Below are 16,821 nucleotides of genomic sequence, written 5' to 3'. Positions count from 1 at the left end.
GGCGGGCAATCACGGACTGAACTCGAGGTTCCGGGCGAGCCGGGCCAAGCCGGTGACGATGTATGTGAGCGATTTTGATCAGAATGGGACGGTGGAGCAGATCGTGTGTTGTTACAATGGGGACAGGCAGTACCCGATGTGCCTGCGGCATGATTTGGTGGCGGCGTTGCCGGGGTTGAAGAAGAAGTATCTGCATTATAATGAATACAAGGAGCAGACGATGACCGATATTTTTACGGCCGAGCAGATGGCGGGTTCTGTGAAATTGGATGCCTATGAATTGCGGAGCTGTGTGTTTTTGAATGACGGGACGGGTGGGTTTGTGAAGAAGGCGTTGCCGGGGGAGGCGCAGTTCTCGCCTGTTTATGGTATCCTGCCGGGGGATTTTGATGGGGATGGGAAGATGGATCTGTTGGTGGGGGGTAATTTTTATGAGTCGAAGCCGGAGGTGGGGATCTATGATGCGAGTTATGGGTTGTTGCTGAAGGGCGATGGGCAGGGAGGATTTGTGCCGGTGCCGGCGGAGAAGAGTGGGTTCTTTGTGAAGGGGGCGGTGCGGGATATCGAGAGGGTGGGGGACCGGGTGGTGGTGGCGAGGAATAATGATAGTGTTAGAACATTTTTACCTTTAAAAAAATAATGACATGAACAGCTATGATGCGATCGTTATCGGCAGCGGGATCAGTGGAGGATGGGCGGCGAAGGAGCTGACCGAGAAGGGGCTTACCGTGTTGATGCTCGAGCGGGGCCGGCCCTTCGAGCATATCAAGGACTATAAGAGCGCCGACAAGAATCCCTGGGACTTTCCGCACGGGGGGAATGCGACGACGCAGATGCAGCGGGAACGGCCGGTGTTGTCGCGGTATTGGGCGGCGTATGGGACGGCGGCGCATGAGTTCAATATCGACTATTGGGCCAATGAGAAGGATTGCCCTTATGTCGAGGTGAAGCCGTTCACGTGGTGGCGGGCGTACCAGGTGGGTGGGCGATCTATCCTTTGGGGCCGGCAGAGCTATCGATGGAGTGATCTTGATTTTGAGGCCAATCTGAAAGATGGAATCGCTGTGGACTGGCCGATACGATATAAGGACCTGGAGTCCTGGTATACCTATGTCGAGAAGTTTGCAGGGATCAGCGGATCGAAGGAGGGGTTGCCCCAGTTGCCGGATGGACATTATCTACCGCCGATGGAGCTGAACTGTGTGGAGAAGGACGTGCAGCAGCGGATCAAGGATGCCTATAAGGGGCAGCGGCATTTGTTTATCGGCAGGACGGCGAACCTTACGGCGCCGATTCCCGGCAGGACGGCCTGTCAATTCCGGAACCGGTGTTGGGAGGGGTGTCCTTTTGGAGGATATTTCAGTACGCAATCTTCTACTCTGCCGGCGGCGATGGCCACGGGTAAGCTGACGGTGAGGCCGTTCTCGATCGTCACGCGCATCCTTTATGACAAGGATCGTAAACGGGCGACGGGGGTGGAAGTGTTGGATGCGGAAACGAATAAAACCTATACCTATTCTTCCAGGATCGTATTTTTGAATGCTTCGGCGTTGAACAGTGCGTGGGTGTTGATGAATTCTGCGACGGATGTCTGGCCCGAGGGGCTTGGCAGCAGCAGTGGGGAGCTTGGACATAATGTGATGGATCATCACTATATGCTGGGCGCGAAAGGATCGGTAGAAGGGTTCGAGGACAAATATTACTATGGCCGGCGGGCGAACGGGTTTTATATTCCGCGATTTGCGAACCTGTTCGGCGACAAGCGGGACTTTTTGCGTGGTTATGGTTACCAGGGGAGTGCAAGCCGGGAGGGATGGAGCCGGGATGTGGCGGAGATGAATATCGGCGCGGACTATAAGCAGGCGTTGACCGAGCCGGGCCCCTGGGAGATCGGGGCAACGGGATTTGGAGAGATCCTGCCTTATCATGAGAACCGGATCTACCTGGATAAGGAGCGTAAGGATAAATGGGGGTTGCCGGTGTTGGCGATGGATGCCGAGTTAAAAGATAACGAACTGAAGATGCGGAAGGATATCGTGAAGGAATTGGTGGCGATGTTTGAGGCGACGGGGGTAAAGAATATCACGACCTGGGACAGTGACAAATATGCGATCGGGCAGGGTATCCATGAGATGGGAACGGCGAGGATGGGCCGGGACCGGAAAACGTCGGTTCTGAATGGTCACAACCAGGTTTGGGATGCGCCGAATGTCTTTGTGACGGATGGGGCCTGTATGGTTTCGTCAGCCTGCCAGAATCCTTCGCTGACGTATATGGCGTTGACGGCGCGGGCTGCGGATTTCGCGGTAGGGGAATTAAAGAAAGGGAATATTTGAATTGCGCAGGAGACCTCTATATTTTTTTGCGGTACTCGTTCTTTTGACGGGTTGTGGGCGGCGCGGGAAGACGCGCTTCGAACTGTTGTCGCCAGACCGGACGGGTATTCATTTTCAGAATTCCGTGTTGGATACCGACACGCTGAATATCCTGGACTATCTCTATTATTATAATGGCGGCGGCGTGGGCATCGCGGATTTCAACCGGGATGGGTTGCCGGATATCTTCCTGGTGAGCAACCAGGGGGCGAACGCTTTATACTTCAACAAGGGTGATTTTCATTTTGAGGATGTGACGGTCCGTGCGGGGGTGCGGGGGGCCGGCAATTGGAAGACGGGCGTCACGGTAGCAGATGTGGATGGGGACGGATGGCCGGACATCTATGTTTCGGAGGTGGGAGGGTACAAGGGATTTCATGGGAGGAATGAGCTGTTCATTAATAATCGGAATGGAACATTTACGGAGCGGGCGGCGGAGTATGGGTTGGATGTTCTGGGTTTTAACACGCAGGCGGTGTTCTTTGATTATGATCATGACGGCGACCTGGATTGTTTTATCGTGAATCATTCGGTGCATTCCAATGAGAGTTATGCGGATACGAGCGAGCGTCGGGTACACAATGATGTGAGCGGCGATAAACTGTTTCGCAACGACTCTGTTGAGGGCGGCAGGCATTTTGTCGAGGTGACGAAGGCTGCGGGTATTTACAGCAGTGTGACGGGCTATGGGTTGAATGTGCTGGCGGGCGATTTGAACAATGACGGGTGGGACGATATTTATGTGAGCAATGATTTTCATGAGAACGATTATTATTATCTCAATAACCGGGACGGCACGTTCTCGGAGATCAACAGGCAGGCTTTTGGGCACGAAAGCAGGTTTTCAATGGGCAGTGATATGGCCGATCTGAACAATGACGGCTGGCTCGACCTGGTGACGCTGGATATGTTGCCGCCGAAGGAGGATGTGTTAAAGCGGAGCGGCGGGGATGATCCGTTGAGCATTTATCGGATGAAGATGAAGTATGGTTATCATACCCAGTATTCGCGCAACTGTCTTCAGTTGAATGTTGGTGGCGGGATGCGGTTTAGCGAGATCGGGCTTTATTCGGGTGTTGCGGCGACGGACTGGAGCTGGAGTGCGTTGGCGGCGGACTTTGACAATGACGGGCGAAAGGATCTGTTTGTTTCGAATGGCATCCAGCGGAGGCCCAATGACCTGGATGTATTGAAGTTCATGGCTTCGATGCCGGTAGCGTCGGCGCTGCAGAAGGGGCGGGCGGCTGACCTGGCTACGGTGGAGAAGATGCCGCCGGGGAAGGGGAATTGTTTTTTGTTCCAGGGAACAGACAGTCTTGTTTTTAATGATCGGAGTGCGGAGTGGGGGTTTACGCATCCGGCGTTTTCGAATGGGGCGGCGTATGCGGATCTCGATAATGATGGGAATCTCGATCTTGTCGTCAATACGGTGAATGAGCCGGCGATGATCTATCGGAATCATGGTGAGGCCGGGGTGCATTACCTGGATGTGGAGTTGCGGGGGCCGTTGGGGAATTTGTTTGGGATTGGGGCGAAGGTGGCGGTGAGGACGGGGGGGAGGGTGCAATATGGCTATTGTTCGGTGACGCGGGGTTTTGAGAGTGGGTCGTTGGGGCCGGTGCATTTTGGACTGGGGCGGGAGGGGCATGTGGATACTTTGGAGGTGGATTGGCCGGATGGGCGGCGGCAGGTGTTGACGCATGTGGGGGCGGATCGTCGGGTGGTGGTGGAGCACCGGGATGCGGTGTCGGGGAGTGGGGGGATGTGGCCGGGGGGATGGGGTGTGGGTTTGCCGGGGGCTAGCCTGGCGGGTGTGGGTTTGCCGGGGGTTAGCCTGGCGGGTGTGGGTTTGCGGGAAACTGCTAACGGGTTGGGGGTGGAGAAGGGCTTTTTGGAGGATGTGACGGCGATGATTGATTTGTCCTATCGGCGGGTGGATAATCCTTTCAATGACCTGGATGCGCAGCCGTTGATGCCGCATGAACAGTCGACCCGGGGGCCGAAGATGGCTGTTGCGGATATTGATGGGGATGGGCTTGACGATATTTTTATCTGTGGTGGGGCGCGGCAGCCGGGGAGTCTTTTCCGGCAGGAGGCATCGGCGCGATTTGTGGCGGTGGACACCGCTTTGTTCAAGGCGGATGGATTTTGCCCGGATGCGGATGCGGTGTTTGCCGATGTCAACGGCGATGGGCATCCCGACCTGGTGGTGGTGAGTGGAGGGGGGCAATTGGCTCCTGGTTCGGCGGGGCTTGTGGACCGGGTGTATTTGAATGACGGGCATGGGCATTTTCAGAAGGGGCCCACGTTGCCGGGTCCTTCCGGGAACAAGGCGGTGGTAGTTGCGGCGGATGTCGATCATGACGGGGATGTCGATGTTTTTGTGGGTGGGAGTCCTTTTTACGGACGTCTTGGAGAGACGCCGGAGTCGTATCTGTTGCTTAATGACGGTAAGGGGAATTTTACCAGGGAGCCTGGGATCGGGAAGCTGGGGTGCGTGACGGCAGCGGTGTGGGCCGACCTGGATAAGGATGGATGGGACGATCTTGTTGTTGTAGGGGAGTGGATGCCGGTGACGGTATTCATGAATCATAAGGGGAAGCTGGAGAACCGGACGGAGGCGTTTGGCCTTGGCCGTACGAGTGGTTGGTGGGAGAGTATTTGTGTGACGGATATGAATGGGGATGGGAAGCCCGATCTGCTCGTGGGCAACTGGGGTCTTAATTCGAAGCTGGCCGCTTCCGTGCGGAATCCTTTGAAATTGTATGTGGGGGACTTTGATGCCAACGGCGTCGAGGATCCGGTCCTTGCGGTGGAGAAAGGGGGAAAGTATTATCCTTTTCTTGGAAAGGATGAATTGGAGAAACATTTTCCGGCAATTGTGCGCAAGCGTTGGAACAGCTATGCAGGTTTTGCGGGCAGGACGGTGGAGGAGATCTTTGGAGCGGAGTTGGATAAGGCGGTGGAGTTGGATGCGGAATGTCTTGCTTCGGTGTTGCTGACCAATACGGGCACGGGTAGTTTTGTGGTGAGCCGGTTGCCGAAGGAGGCGCAATGGTCGCCGGTGTTTGCCTTTGTTCCGGGGGACTGGAATGGGGATGGGCAGGAGGATGTGATTGTGGCGGGCAATTTTTATGGGGTATTGCCTTATGAGGGCCGATATGATGCGAGCTATGGGAATCTTTTGATTGGGGAGGGGATCATGAGCGGGCGGACGGGGTTTTGCGGGGATGTGTCGGGGGATTGCCGGCCGGGCCTGCACGCGACGGCGATGGATGTTTCGGGGTTGGCGCTGGATGGGGAGGTGCGGGATGGGAAGGTGTTGCGGACGGCGCGGGGGGAACTGCTGGCGTTTTCGAAGGTTGGAGGGGGGGTGGTGTTTTATAAAAAACGACCCGGAGGCAATGCCCCCGGGTCTAACCATGAACCGTCCCGATGAATATCTTTTTTTTCCTTTTTAGTTTCCTTTCTTTTCCTGACTAGTTGTGGATATCGACGTTGAAGTCGACGCCGGCGGGAGGAGGAGTATGGTGGCGGCCATACCATTCGCGCGTGTGGTGATGGTATTGGTGATAGTAGTGGCTTTCGTAGCAGCCTGTCAGGGCGAATACCGTCAGGCCGATGAAGAGGGTCAGGCTAAGGAGATTCTTTATTTTTTTTTTCATGATGAGGCGTTTGGGATGACCCGTCAAAAAACCTTGCCAATGGCGAACCCGTTGAAAAACGGCGGGTTAGCGGCAGGAGGGTGGTCCCGATCTGTAGAAAAAATTCCACCAAAGTGGTATTGTCGGGTGGAACCCCGGGGTGTAATTTTGGGGTACCGTTGCTGACCTATTCTTTGCTGACCTAACTTATTATGGACGGTTTTCACTTTCAGCCATCGGCGGATCCCCTGCAAAAGGGGACCGCCTTTCGCTTTTTTGGGGGGAGTTGTGGTGGTAGGCGAGGTATTGTTCGCTTTTCTGGAAGTCCGATCTGATATTCTTTACCAGGTGTTCGGTCCAGGCCGGTTTTTTCTCGTTGCGGAGGTGCGCGAAGAGGGCCAGGCCGTAACCCCATTCCATTTGGGTCATGCGGGCGTTCTCCCCCGTGGTGCGAAGGTTTTGGCTCATGAAGGCTGCGTTGGCGTTGAAGACGCCGAGGCCGAAGATGAGCGTCGTGAGGTCGGTTAGGGGCGCGTCGGGCCTGGTGATGCGTGCTTCTCCCGACAATTTTATTTTGGCCAGGTCGCGGGCGAGGGTAGCCACGAGCAGCTCGGGGTTTTGAAGGCGGGACTTTTTCAGCGTGATGGGGTATTTCCCTGTTTCGTCGACTGTGGGCCAGGGTTCATCGGCGGGCGGTTCGCCTTCGGTGACGACGGCCAGCCTGGCGCCTGTGGGGGAACCAGTAGAGAGCTGGTTATAGCTGTCATCGTAGATGTTGAGTTCCAGGTCCGTGGTGGAGATTTCCATTTGCGCCGCCACGATGTCGAGTGTGTCGGTTGCCGTTTGGGGGTCACCGTTGTAGCGGATGGGGAAATGGGAATAATGCGGTACGAGGACCTTGCGGTGCAGGATGGCTTGTCTGTCGAAGACGGTGGTGAGCCATTGAAAGGAGCTTTCGACCCATTGCCGGCGATGGTCCTTTAGCGGGCTTTGCGGAGCGCTGTCTTTTTTGAATAACCCTAGCATAGGGTAGCAAAATACGATGGCGTGCGGAAGCGTAGGCGCAGGGACGATCAATAGTGGGGCGTTCTGGGGGCGCCCGCGTAGCGGGCACCCCCTGGTTTCAGTATTCATCGTTGAGCGCGAAGGTCGGTTTGCGGTACATCCACTGGCCGCTGGTGAAGTCGGGGAAGGGGACGGTTGCGTTGCCGAGCTCGATGGATTGTTCGCTCAGCGGGGTGATGGCGCTCCACGCGGCGGCGTCGTAGACGTCCTGGGGTGTCGGGGTTTTCCGCTTGACCGATTCGATGAAGGCGTGGACTACGAAGAAGTCCATGCCGCCATGGCCTGCGCCTTCCGCTTCGTTTGTCCAGCGTTTCCACAGCGGATGATCGTATTTTTCCAGCCAGGTCTTTGCCGCATCCCATTCGTCTTCTTTTGACTGGCCTTCCACGTAGACGCCGTTTGCGACATCCATCCATAGCCCGTTTGTGCCCTGGACGCGAAAACCGAGGGAATAGGGGCGGGGGAGGTTGGTGTCGTGCTGAAGGAGGATCGTTTCACCGTTGGCGCAGTTGATGGAGGTGGTGACGATGTCGCCGAGCTTGAACTTCACCTTTGCGCTGGGATGGTTCTCACCGCAGTGGCGGACGACATAGTCATGCAAGCCGCGGGATTTTGTGGAGAAGGAGCTGAGGGTGGTAAAGACGTTGCCGCGGTTGATATCGATGTAGTGGGCGAGGGGGCCGATCCCGTGGGTCGGGTAGAGGTCGCCGTTGCGACGGACCGAATGTTCGGTGCGCCAGCGGGCCTCGGAGAAGGCTTTCTCGCCGAATTCGCAGCCTACGCCGCCATTGGTCTGGCCGTTGTTGAATTTTATCCCTTGCAGGCAGTGCTGGTAGCCGCCTTGCAGGTGGACGATCTCACCGAACAGGCCTTGTCTTACCATATTGAGGATGGCCATGACATCCCTTCTATAGCAGACGTTCTCCAGCATCATGACATTGGCATTGTATTTTTCCGCCGCCTTTACCACATCCCAGTGGTCCTGCAGGGTGATGCCGAGGATGACCTCCGTGGCGACGTATTTTATTCCTGCTTCGAGGGAGCCGACGATCATGGGTTTGTGCCATTCCCAGGGCGTGGCGATCAGTATGGCGTCGACCTGTTCCTTTTTCAGAAGATCCTGCCAGGCGTACGGGCTGCCGGTGTAGACCTGTGGTTGCTTTTTTCCGGATTTGGTGACGGCGGCTTTTGCCCTTGAGAGCATGTAGTCGTCGACGTCGCAGATGGCGACGACGTCGACGTCGTCGCGGCGGAGGAGGAGGTTGAGGTGGCTTTGACCGCGGAGGCCGGTGCCGAGGATGGCGAGGCGTACTTTGGGGCCGGCGAAGTGGAGGGGCGTATCCCTTGGGACTGTGATGGGTTTTGTTCTGCCTGCGTTGATGGCGGGGGCATTTGGTTCGAGGGCAATTGCGGGGGTGCTTGCGGCGAGGGCCAGGGCTGCGAGGCTGCTGTTGCGGAGAAAGGATTTCCTGTTCATTGGCGAAGTGCGTGTTTGGGTCAAACTTAAAGGATTCGGGAGGGATTTCTATGCGCAAACGGTTGCTTAACCTTGTACCGGGGAGCGCATTTGGAGCAAGTGGCCGTGAAAGCCGGCTTTTTCATAGGCGCGGATGGCGGCGTCGTTGACGACATAGACGTCGAGGCGGAGCTCGGTGATGTTGCGGGTGTGGGCCCATTGGCGGAGGGCGGCGATGATGAGCTGGTTGACGCCTTTGCCGCGGTGGGCGGGGTCGACGTACATGAAGCCGAGGTAGGCGTGGTGGGTGTGTTTGAGATAGAGGCGGCCGGTTTCGATGCGGGCGTAGCCGGAGGCGATGAGGTTGCCGTCGAGCTCGGCGACGAGGAGCTGGATATCGGGGGATTCGAGCATGGCGGGGAGGTTGTAGTAGTGGATGGGACCATCTTTGATCGTCGGGTCCATGGGGCGCTCGGCGGCGATTACGCCTTGTTCGAATTGAAGGAGGGTGGGAAGGTCGGCGGTGGTAGCCGGCCGGATGTTGATCTGACGTGTCATGCTTAAAGATAGGGCCGGACAGCGGATGTATCAAAAACGGACAGACTTGCCTGGTAAGGGGTGCTTTAAGGGGCTGATTAATAGAGAAATGCACGGGCGGTACGATTGTCGCTAGGATTTTGGCATGTTTACTAATTTCTTCCTCACCGCCTGGCGCAACCTGCGCAAGAATGTGGCGCACTCTACTATCAATATTTCGGGGCTGGCGATCGGCATGGCTGTGGCCTTATTGATCGGTCTTTGGATCTGGGATGAATTGTCCTTTGACAAATATGATCCGAGCTATGACCGGGTGGCGCAGGTGATGCAGAGTCAGACCTTCAATGGTACGGCCCGGACGGGGAAGGCCATTCCTGTTCCGCTGGGTGAGGAATTGAGGAAACATTATGGCAACGATTTCAAGAATATCGTGATGGCGTCCTGGAGCTGGGAGCATATCCTGGCGGTGGGAGACACCAAGATCGAGCAGTCGGGAAGTTTTATGCAGCCCGATGCGCCGGAAGTGTTTGGGCTAAAGATGGCGGAGGGTTCGAAGGGGGCGCTTGCGGACCCATCGGCCATCCTGTTGTCGCGGAGTGTGGCGACGGCGTTGTTTGGCAACACCGATGCCCTCAACAAGGTGGTACTGATGGACAACCGGAGCAATTTTGTCGTCAAGGGGGTTTACGAGGACCTGCCCAACAATTCCCAGTTTCATCAGAGCAATATCTCTTTTCTTGCGCCCTGGGACTATTATATGCGCGACCTCGTCGACGAGCGTACGAAGCAGGATTGGGGTGATAATTCCTTTCAGCTATTCGTCCGGTTGGCCGACGGCGTGGATGTCAACTCCGCGTCCCAACGGATAAAGGACGCCAAGTTGAAGTACGTCAGCAAGAAAGAGGCCGTGTACAAGCCCACGCTGTTGCTGCATCCCATGAAGAAATGGCATTTGTATTCCGAGTTCAAGAACGGCGTCAACACCGGGGGAAGGATACAATCTGTATGGTTGTTCGGTACGATCGGACTATTTGTCTTATTACTGGCCTGTATCAATTTCATGAACCTGAGTACTGCGCGGAGCGAAAAGCGGGCGAAGGAAGTGGGCATCCGCAAGACCATTGGATCGTTGCGGCGGCAACTGATCGTGCAATTCTACTGCGAGTCCGTGCTCATTACGCTTCTTGCCTTTGCGTTTACGCTTGGGATCGTGGGGTTGTTGTTGCCTTTGTTCAACGCAGTGGCCGATAAGCAGGTGCATATTTTGTGGAACAGCCCGGTGTTCTGGCTGATGAGCGTTGGTTTCTGTGTTTTTACGGGGATCGTGGCCGGAAGCTATCCGGCGTTGTATCTCTCGTCTTTCCGCCCGATAAAGGTGTTGAAGGGAAGCTTCCGGGCGGGCAGGCTGGCGGCTTTGCCGAGGCAGGTGCTGGTGGTGCTGCAATTTTCGGTGTCGGTGATCCTGATCGTGGGGACGGTCTGTGTGTTCCGGCAGATCCAGTATGCCAAGGACCGGCCCACGGGTTATGACCGGGCGGGGCTTGTCAATGTCCGAATCTCCACCGACGACGTACACAATCATTTTGCCGCGATCCAGGCAGACCTGACGGGTAGTGGGGTGGTGGCCGATATAGCCGAATCCTCCAGTCCGGCGACCCAGATGAACCATAATACGAGCGGGGTCAATTGGGCGGAAATGGATCCGCATGCCACGTATGATTTCGCCAATGTGTGGGTGAGCACCGCCTATGGGAAGACGGTCGGCTGGCAGTTTGTCGCCGGCAGGGATTTCTCGCCGCAATTTCTTACGGATTCGAGCGCCCTTGTTCTCAACGAGGCGGCGGTGCAATATATGAGTTTGAAGGATCCCATCGGAAAGACCGTGCAGGTGTGGGGAAAGGATTACCGGGTCATCGGGGTGATCCGGGACATGGTTGCCACGTCGCCTTATGAGCCGGTGAAACAATGTTTGTACCGGCTGACCGGAGACAGGCAGGACTACCTGAATATCCGGATCAATGCGCGGGTGAGTCCGCATGTGGCGGTCGCGGGAATCGAGAAAGTGCTGAAGAAATATGCGCCTGCCGTGCCTTTTACGTATCGGTTCGCCGACCTGGAATATGCGCAGAAATTTTCCGATGAGGAGCGTATCGGTAAGCTGGCGGCCGCTTTTACGGTATTCGCCATCTTTATCAGCTGCCTGGGTTTATTCGGGATGGCGTCCTATATGGCCGAACAGCGGATCAAGGAGATTGGGGTGCGGAAGGTGCTTGGGGCATCGGTGGTCAATCTCTGGGGCCTGCTTTCAAAGGATTTTGTCGTGCTTGTGCTGATCGCGCTGGTCGTGGCATTGCCGTCGGCAGGATATTTCATGCACCACTGGCTGGAGAAATACACTTATCACACGAATATTGCCTGGTGGATCTTTGCGGCGACAGGAATTGGCGCGGTGGCGATCACGGTGCTGACCGTGAGCTATCAGAGTGTGAAGGCTGCATTGACCAACCCGGTGCGATCGTTGCGTTCGGAGTAGGGCGTTATCTTGTGCGCAAGAATTTCCAGAACATCCCAAATTTGTCGGTGAGCTCTCCATAGGTCGAGCCCCAGAAGCCTTGATGCAGGGGCATTTTTACCTGGCCGCCGGCAGAGAGTTTGGTAAAGCATTGGGTGATCTCCTCGTCGGTGCTGCATTTGATGCAGAGGACGACTGAATTCCCTTGTTGCGGACTTTCTCCGATCATATCGGACCCCATCAAAAGAAGGACTCCATCTTTTGTGAGGCTTCCGTGGAGGATATTGCCCCCTGCTTCGGACGGCATCTGCACGGCAAACGGAGACTCCGCTATTTTTTGCAGGTTGAGATCGCCGCCGAGGCATTGCTGATAGAAGGTCATTGCTTCGCGGCAGCGACCGTTGAAGTTGAGGTAAGCGTTGAGGTGGGTAGACATACTCTTAATTATTGAACATAGGGACCATACAGCGGACATCGGTGGTGCTGATGTATTCTTCCACGCCTACGGTATTCGGATGAACGCCGGGTGCATCGACCAATTGGCGGAAGGCCTTGCCGATGGAGGGGATATCATTCATGAAATTGTGGACGGTGGTGCTGAGGTATTCGCCTTTTTTCAGGAGATAAGGTTCCATGCCCATCTTTTCTGCTTCCCCCTGGTATTTCTCTTCCACGGCGGCTTTATAGATCATGCTTCCTTTTCCATCGGGCCAGGAGACGCCAAAGAGACGACGATGCCCCTGCTGGTCGGGGAAAATATTCATGAGTTGCTGAAAGGCGGCCATTACTCCATCGGGGAAGCTCTTTGCCGGGACGCAAACGAGGCGGATGTCGTGGTCCATGTGGTAGGGTTCCATTGTCGTTTTATTTTGTCAAACAAAGCTAGGATCTCTTTGTGGATTGGGGAATGTGGAAATCCGTCAATTAAAGGGGTTGTTTGCGACATCGTTTGGGCCTATCTTTATACGACAGATCCGGGCCCTCCGGATCGAAAATTAAACTCGAGAACTATGAAGCAGATTGCCATCCTTGTGCCGGAGACCGCCGTTGTTGAAGCCGTCGCTGATCCGCGTTACCTATTTACAGCCGTGAATGAATTCCTGAAGAGTGCCGGTGCGCCGCCGGTGTTCAATGTGCAGCTGGTGGGGCTGACTCCGGAAGTACGAGTGACGGACGGGCTTTTCTCCATCCATACCGATGCGGTGCTGGCCAATGCACGGAAGCCCGATCTGATCGTGGTGCCGGCCGTCAGTGGTAACCTGGATACGGCGATGCGGCTGAACCGGGACTTTATTCCCTGGATCGTGGATCACTATAAGACGGGGAGCGAGGTGGCGAGTCTTTGTCTTGGCGCGTTTCTGCTGGCGGAGACGGGTTTGTTGAGCGGCAAGCCCTGTTCGACGCATTGGTTGTTCGCCAATGAGTTCCGGAACCGGTTCCCGGATGTCGAGCTCACGGATGATAAGATCGTCACCGATCAGAACGGGCTTTATTCGAGCGGCGGCGCGAACTCCTACTGGAACCTGCTACTTTATCTTGTCGAGAAGTATACCAACCGGGAGATGGCGATCCTGGCTTCGAAGTTCTTTGTGCTGGACATCGACCGGAACAGTCAGTCGCCTTTCAGCATCTTCAAGGGACAGAAGGTGCATAACGATCCGGATATTGTCCGAGTGCAGGAATATATCGAATCGAATTTCCAGGATAAGATCACGGTGGATGAGTTGTGTGAAAAGTTTGGGATTGCGCGGCGGACCTTTGAGCGTCGCTTTAAGAAGGCGACGAACAATACCGTGCTGGAATATTGGCAGCGGGTGAAGATCGAGGCTGCAAAGCGGCAGCTGGAGATCAGCCGGAAGACGGTCGGGGAGGTGATGTACGAGGTGGGGTATAATGATACGAAGGCGTTCCGGGATATTTTCAAGAAGGTGACGTCGATGTCGCCGGTGGATTATAGGAATAAGTATAATAAGGAGGCGTTGAATTAGCGATGTATAAGTAGCTGCACTGCGGCCTCGATCTGCTGATCTTCCCCGGAGAGGATCTTATTATAGTCGTCGCTGACGCGGATATCGGGATCCAACTGATGGTTCTCCGTCGGGTGGTCTTCGCCGGAGCCATAGCTGGCGACCATCGGTATCCCAAAGACGATCCGGGGATTGATCTGCGTTTCCCACCAGACGGCGGTGCCGGTACCGGCGACGGGCATGCCTACGAGCTTGCCGATGCCCAGGTGTTTATAGGCATAGGGGAACATGAAGGCATCCGAGTAGTTGCCTTCGCTCATCACCACGCAGCTGGGTTTTGTCCATTTGTTGAGGGATTCGCCGCCTTTTGTCGTATGGTTTTGCGGGTGGAGGGTGAAGTAGAGCTTTCCGCCGAGGAAGGTGACGAGATCGTCATGGAGCCAGCCGCCGCCATTGTACCGGGTATCTACGATGAGGGCTTCCTTGTCGATATTCTTTCCCAGCACTTTGTCGAAGGTGATCCGGAAGCTGGGGTCATCCATGCTTCGTACGTGCACGTAGCCGAGGCGTCCGCCGGACAGGCTGTCGACGAGACGTTCCATGCGGTGGGTCCAGCGGTTATAGAGCAGGGTGGCTGTTTCTATTCTCGGCTTTATAGGTTTTACGCTTTCTTCGTAGGCGGCATTTGTCTTTGGATCGTGAAAGCTGATGAGCGTGAGCTGGCCTGCCTTGTGGTTGAGCAGGGCCGACCAGTCGGCGGACATCGTTACGGGGTTGCCGTCGATCTTGTCGATGATGACGCCGGGTGTCATGTGAGTGCCGTCCTTATCGAAGGGCCCACCTGCAATAATTTCCTTTACGAGGAGACCGTCTTGTTTTCTCTCGAGGTCATAGAACAGACCCAGAGCAGCGGTTTCGTCGCCATTGGGGAAATCGGGGGCATAGCGGCCGCCGGTATGGCTTGCGTTGAGCTCTCCCAGGAATTCGCTCAGCAGCAGCTGGAAGTCGTAGTTGTTGTTAATATGGGGAAGGAACTGGCGGTAGTTGTTGTGATAGTAATCCCAGTCGACGCCCTGCAGTTTGGGGTCGAAGAGTTTTTTCTTTACCTGTTTCCAGGCGTGGTCGAAGATATACGTTCTTTCGGCGGAGGCATTGAGCTCCATCTCGGTGTTGATCTTTACGGGGCTGACTTTGCCGTCTTCGGTGTTGACCTTATAGATGGAGCCGCCGGCGAGGACGAAGAGGAATTTTCCGTCGCGGGTCATTTCGATGCGGCCGCCGGTTGCGTCGAGCTTAGCGAGCTGTTTTGTCTCGTGGGTGCGCAGCGTGGCTTGCCAGAGATCGAAGCCTTTTTCATACGCGGCCAGGTAGTATAGCTTTTCGCCGTCTTTCGAGAGTTTTGCGCCGGAGAGTATGGAGGAGGTGCTGGTGAGGCGTTGGGTGCGGTCATCGAGGTTCCTGAGATCGAGCTCGAGGGGGGTGGTTGGTTTTTTTGTGGTGTCTTTCTTTTCCAGTTCTGTTTTCAGATCGAAGTCCTCTTTTGAGAGTTGGAACCGGTCCCAGGCTTTCGGGTCGAAGAACATCGCATAGACATCGGACTGGCCGCCGCGGCTGAGGTTCTTCATGCCTTGTTTGTTGCTCAGCCAATACATCATTTTCCCGTCGATGCCCCATTGAGGGTGCAGGTCGTCGAAGCCGCTGCCGGTGAGGTTGGTGCGCTTGCCCGAGCCATCGTCTTTCAGGAGGACCACTTCACGGGACTGCCAGCCACCGCTTTCGCCGGATTGGGCCAGCAGCCATTTGCTGTCGGGCGACCAGGCGAAATATTGATCGCCGTCGGAATAGGAGTAGTTGACGCCTTCGGGGATGAGCGTGTTGGTAGCTTTGGTGGCGAGGTCGACCGTTTTGAGGATGTTGCGTTCTTCGAGATAGGCGATCTTTTTGCCATCGGGAGAGTATACCCCCTGGAATTCGTCTTTGCCGGAGGCGACGACGGGTGTCGTGGTCAGGAGAGTGGCGGCGTAAAAGTAAGGTTCGGTCTTTGAGGCGATGGTGGTTTGTTCGATGTCCCAGGAGGCCTCGTGTTCGGCGGAGTAGAGGAGAGAGCGGCCATCGGGACTGAATTCCACCATTCGCTCCTGGTAGGGAGTGTTGGTAATGCGGCGGGTGGTGGCGCCGTCGGCGGAGGTGACGAAGATGTCCCCGCGATAGACAAAGGCCACCTGTTTGCCATCGGCGGAGATCGCCATTTCGGAGGCTTCGCCCTTCACGGGTATTATGGTGGTTTCGTCGCCGCTGAAATCGGCGTCGAGGGTGATGGTGATCTTTTGGGGCTGGCTACCTTCATTCAGGGTGTAGAGATCGCCATTGTATGTGAAAGCCAGCAGGCCGTCGTTGCTGCGGGAAAGATTTCGGACGGGGTTTTTTTCGAAGCTGGTCAGTTGTTGTGGGCTGGCGGGGTTGGCCAGGGAGCCTTTGTATAGATTTTGGTTGCCGTTGCGTTCGCTGAGATAGTAGAATTCGTCGCCTTTGCCCCAAACGGGTTCGCGGTCTTCGCCTTTGAAGTCGGAGACCTTTGTGTATTCGTGTGTCTTTGTGTCATATACCCAGATATCCCGTGTGACGGGGGAGGTATGGTGTTTGCGCCAGGGGTCTTCGTAGCCTTTTCGATCCTGGAAGATGAATTTGTCGCCTTTCTCATTGTAATGGAGGAATTCGGTGCCGGCGCTGTTGATCATACTACTTGCACCGCCTTTGACCGGGACGCTGAAGAGTTTCATCCAGTAATTGTCGCCGGGGAAGCGGGCGGAGGTGTAGATATCATGGCGGTCGGTTCCGAAGAGGACCTGCTGGTCGTCGGTGCTGAAATCGCAGGGGATGTCCTTTGCGGAGTTGGCTGTGAGGCGGGTGGCTTCGCCGCCGGTCGAGTTCACAATGAATATATCGAAGTTGCCATAGCGGTCGGAGGCGAAGGCGATCTTTTTGCCGTCGTGGCTCCAGACGGGGTAGCCGTTGTAGAAGTTGTTGATAGTAAGGGGAGTGGCGGGGCCGCCGGTGGAGGGGGCTTTGAAGAGGTTGCCTTTGTAGCCGAAGGCGATCCACTTGCCGTCGGGGGAGAGGGCGGGTTGAATGAGCCAGCGAGGTTGGGATTGGGCGTTGGCGGTGGAGCCCTGGGTCAGGATGAGGCCGATGGCGATGAGGAGGTTTCTCATGTTTACAGTTTAGTTGTTTGAAGATAGATAAAAATGGGTTACTCCTCTTTTTT

General features: G+C 55.7%; 12 protein-coding genes. 5 read left to right on the top strand and 7 right to left on the bottom strand.

The genetic code is table 11. The features are described 5' to 3' along the window. The 3 genes from VHE34_RS08450 to VHE34_RS08440 form a co-directional block, all read left to right on the top strand. Positions 1 to 640 (top strand): VCBS repeat-containing protein (locus VHE34_RS08450; RefSeq protein WP_325586685.1); only part of this gene is annotated, 640 nt, incomplete at its 5' end. A gap of 4 nt (positions 641 to 644) precedes the next feature. Further along, a complete protein-coding gene (locus VHE34_RS08445; RefSeq protein ID WP_325586683.1) occupies positions 645 to 2,336 on the top strand; it encodes a GMC family oxidoreductase in 1,692 nt (563 codons plus the stop codon). Position 2,337: 1 nt separating this feature from the next. Then, entirely contained in the window at positions 2,338 to 5,814 is a 3,477-nt protein-coding gene (locus VHE34_RS08440; protein ID WP_325586681.1) for a VCBS repeat-containing protein, read from the top strand. 40 nt (positions 5,815 to 5,854) lie between these two features. Here VHE34_RS08440 and VHE34_RS08435 read toward each other — a convergent pair whose 3' ends face one another. The 4 genes from VHE34_RS08435 to VHE34_RS08420 form a co-directional block, all read right to left on the bottom strand. Continuing rightward, positions 5,855 to 6,040, bottom strand: coding sequence for a hypothetical protein (locus VHE34_RS08435; protein WP_325586679.1), 186 nt, complete (start codon positions 6,038 to 6,040; stop codon positions 5,855 to 5,857). A 189-nt stretch (positions 6,041 to 6,229) separates the two neighbouring features. Beyond that, complete coding sequence (locus VHE34_RS08430) at positions 6,230 to 7,045, bottom strand: hypothetical protein (RefSeq protein ID WP_325586677.1); 816 nt, start codon at positions 7,043 to 7,045, stop codon at positions 6,230 to 6,232. Between the two features lie 97 nt (positions 7,046 to 7,142). Beyond that, positions 7,143 to 8,561, bottom strand: a complete 1,419-nt coding sequence (locus VHE34_RS08425; RefSeq protein ID WP_325586675.1) for a Gfo/Idh/MocA family protein — start codon at positions 8,559 to 8,561, stop codon at positions 7,143 to 7,145. Positions 8,562 to 8,627: 66 nt separating this feature from the next. After that, positions 8,628 to 9,098 (bottom strand): GNAT family N-acetyltransferase, encoded by a 471-nt coding sequence (locus tag VHE34_RS08420; protein ID WP_325586673.1) that lies wholly within the window; start codon positions 9,096 to 9,098, stop codon positions 8,628 to 8,630. A 124-nt stretch (positions 9,099 to 9,222) separates the two neighbouring features. Here VHE34_RS08420 and VHE34_RS08415 point away from each other — a divergent pair, with 124 nt between their 5' ends. Next, the gene (locus tag VHE34_RS08415; protein WP_325586671.1) at positions 9,223 to 11,610 is read left to right on the top strand and encodes an ABC transporter permease; all 2,388 of its coding nucleotides are present in this window, start codon (positions 9,223 to 9,225) and stop codon (positions 11,608 to 11,610) included. 4 nt (positions 11,611 to 11,614) lie between these two features. Here VHE34_RS08415 and VHE34_RS08410 read toward each other — a convergent pair whose 3' ends face one another. Both VHE34_RS08410 and VHE34_RS08405 read right to left on the bottom strand, forming a co-directional pair. Then, entirely contained in the window at positions 11,615 to 12,025 is a 411-nt protein-coding gene (locus VHE34_RS08410; RefSeq protein WP_325586669.1) for a VOC family protein, read from the bottom strand. 4 nt (positions 12,026 to 12,029) lie between these two features. Further along, complete coding sequence (locus VHE34_RS08405) at positions 12,030 to 12,446, bottom strand: hypothetical protein (RefSeq protein WP_325586667.1); 417 nt, start codon at positions 12,444 to 12,446, stop codon at positions 12,030 to 12,032. 153 nt (positions 12,447 to 12,599) lie between these two features. On the opposite strand from VHE34_RS08405, the gene VHE34_RS08400 reads away from it, so the two are divergent. Beyond that, positions 12,600 to 13,577: a GlxA family transcriptional regulator gene (locus tag VHE34_RS08400; protein WP_325586665.1), complete on the top strand. Its 978-nt coding sequence runs from the start codon at positions 12,600 to 12,602 to the stop codon at positions 13,575 to 13,577. Here the strand turns inward: VHE34_RS08400 and VHE34_RS08395 are convergent. Next, entirely contained in the window at positions 13,574 to 16,768 is a 3,195-nt protein-coding gene (locus tag VHE34_RS08395) for a S41 family peptidase (protein WP_325586663.1), read from the bottom strand. The two genes, VHE34_RS08400 and VHE34_RS08395, sit on opposite strands and share 4 nt — an antisense overlap. Between the last annotated feature and the right edge of the window lie 53 nt (positions 16,769 to 16,821).

Source organism: Puia sp. (assembly GCF_035546395.1).
Taxonomy (GTDB): domain Bacteria; phylum Bacteroidota; class Bacteroidia; order Chitinophagales; family Chitinophagaceae; genus Puia.
This window is presented reverse-complemented; position numbering and strand designations above follow the sequence as displayed.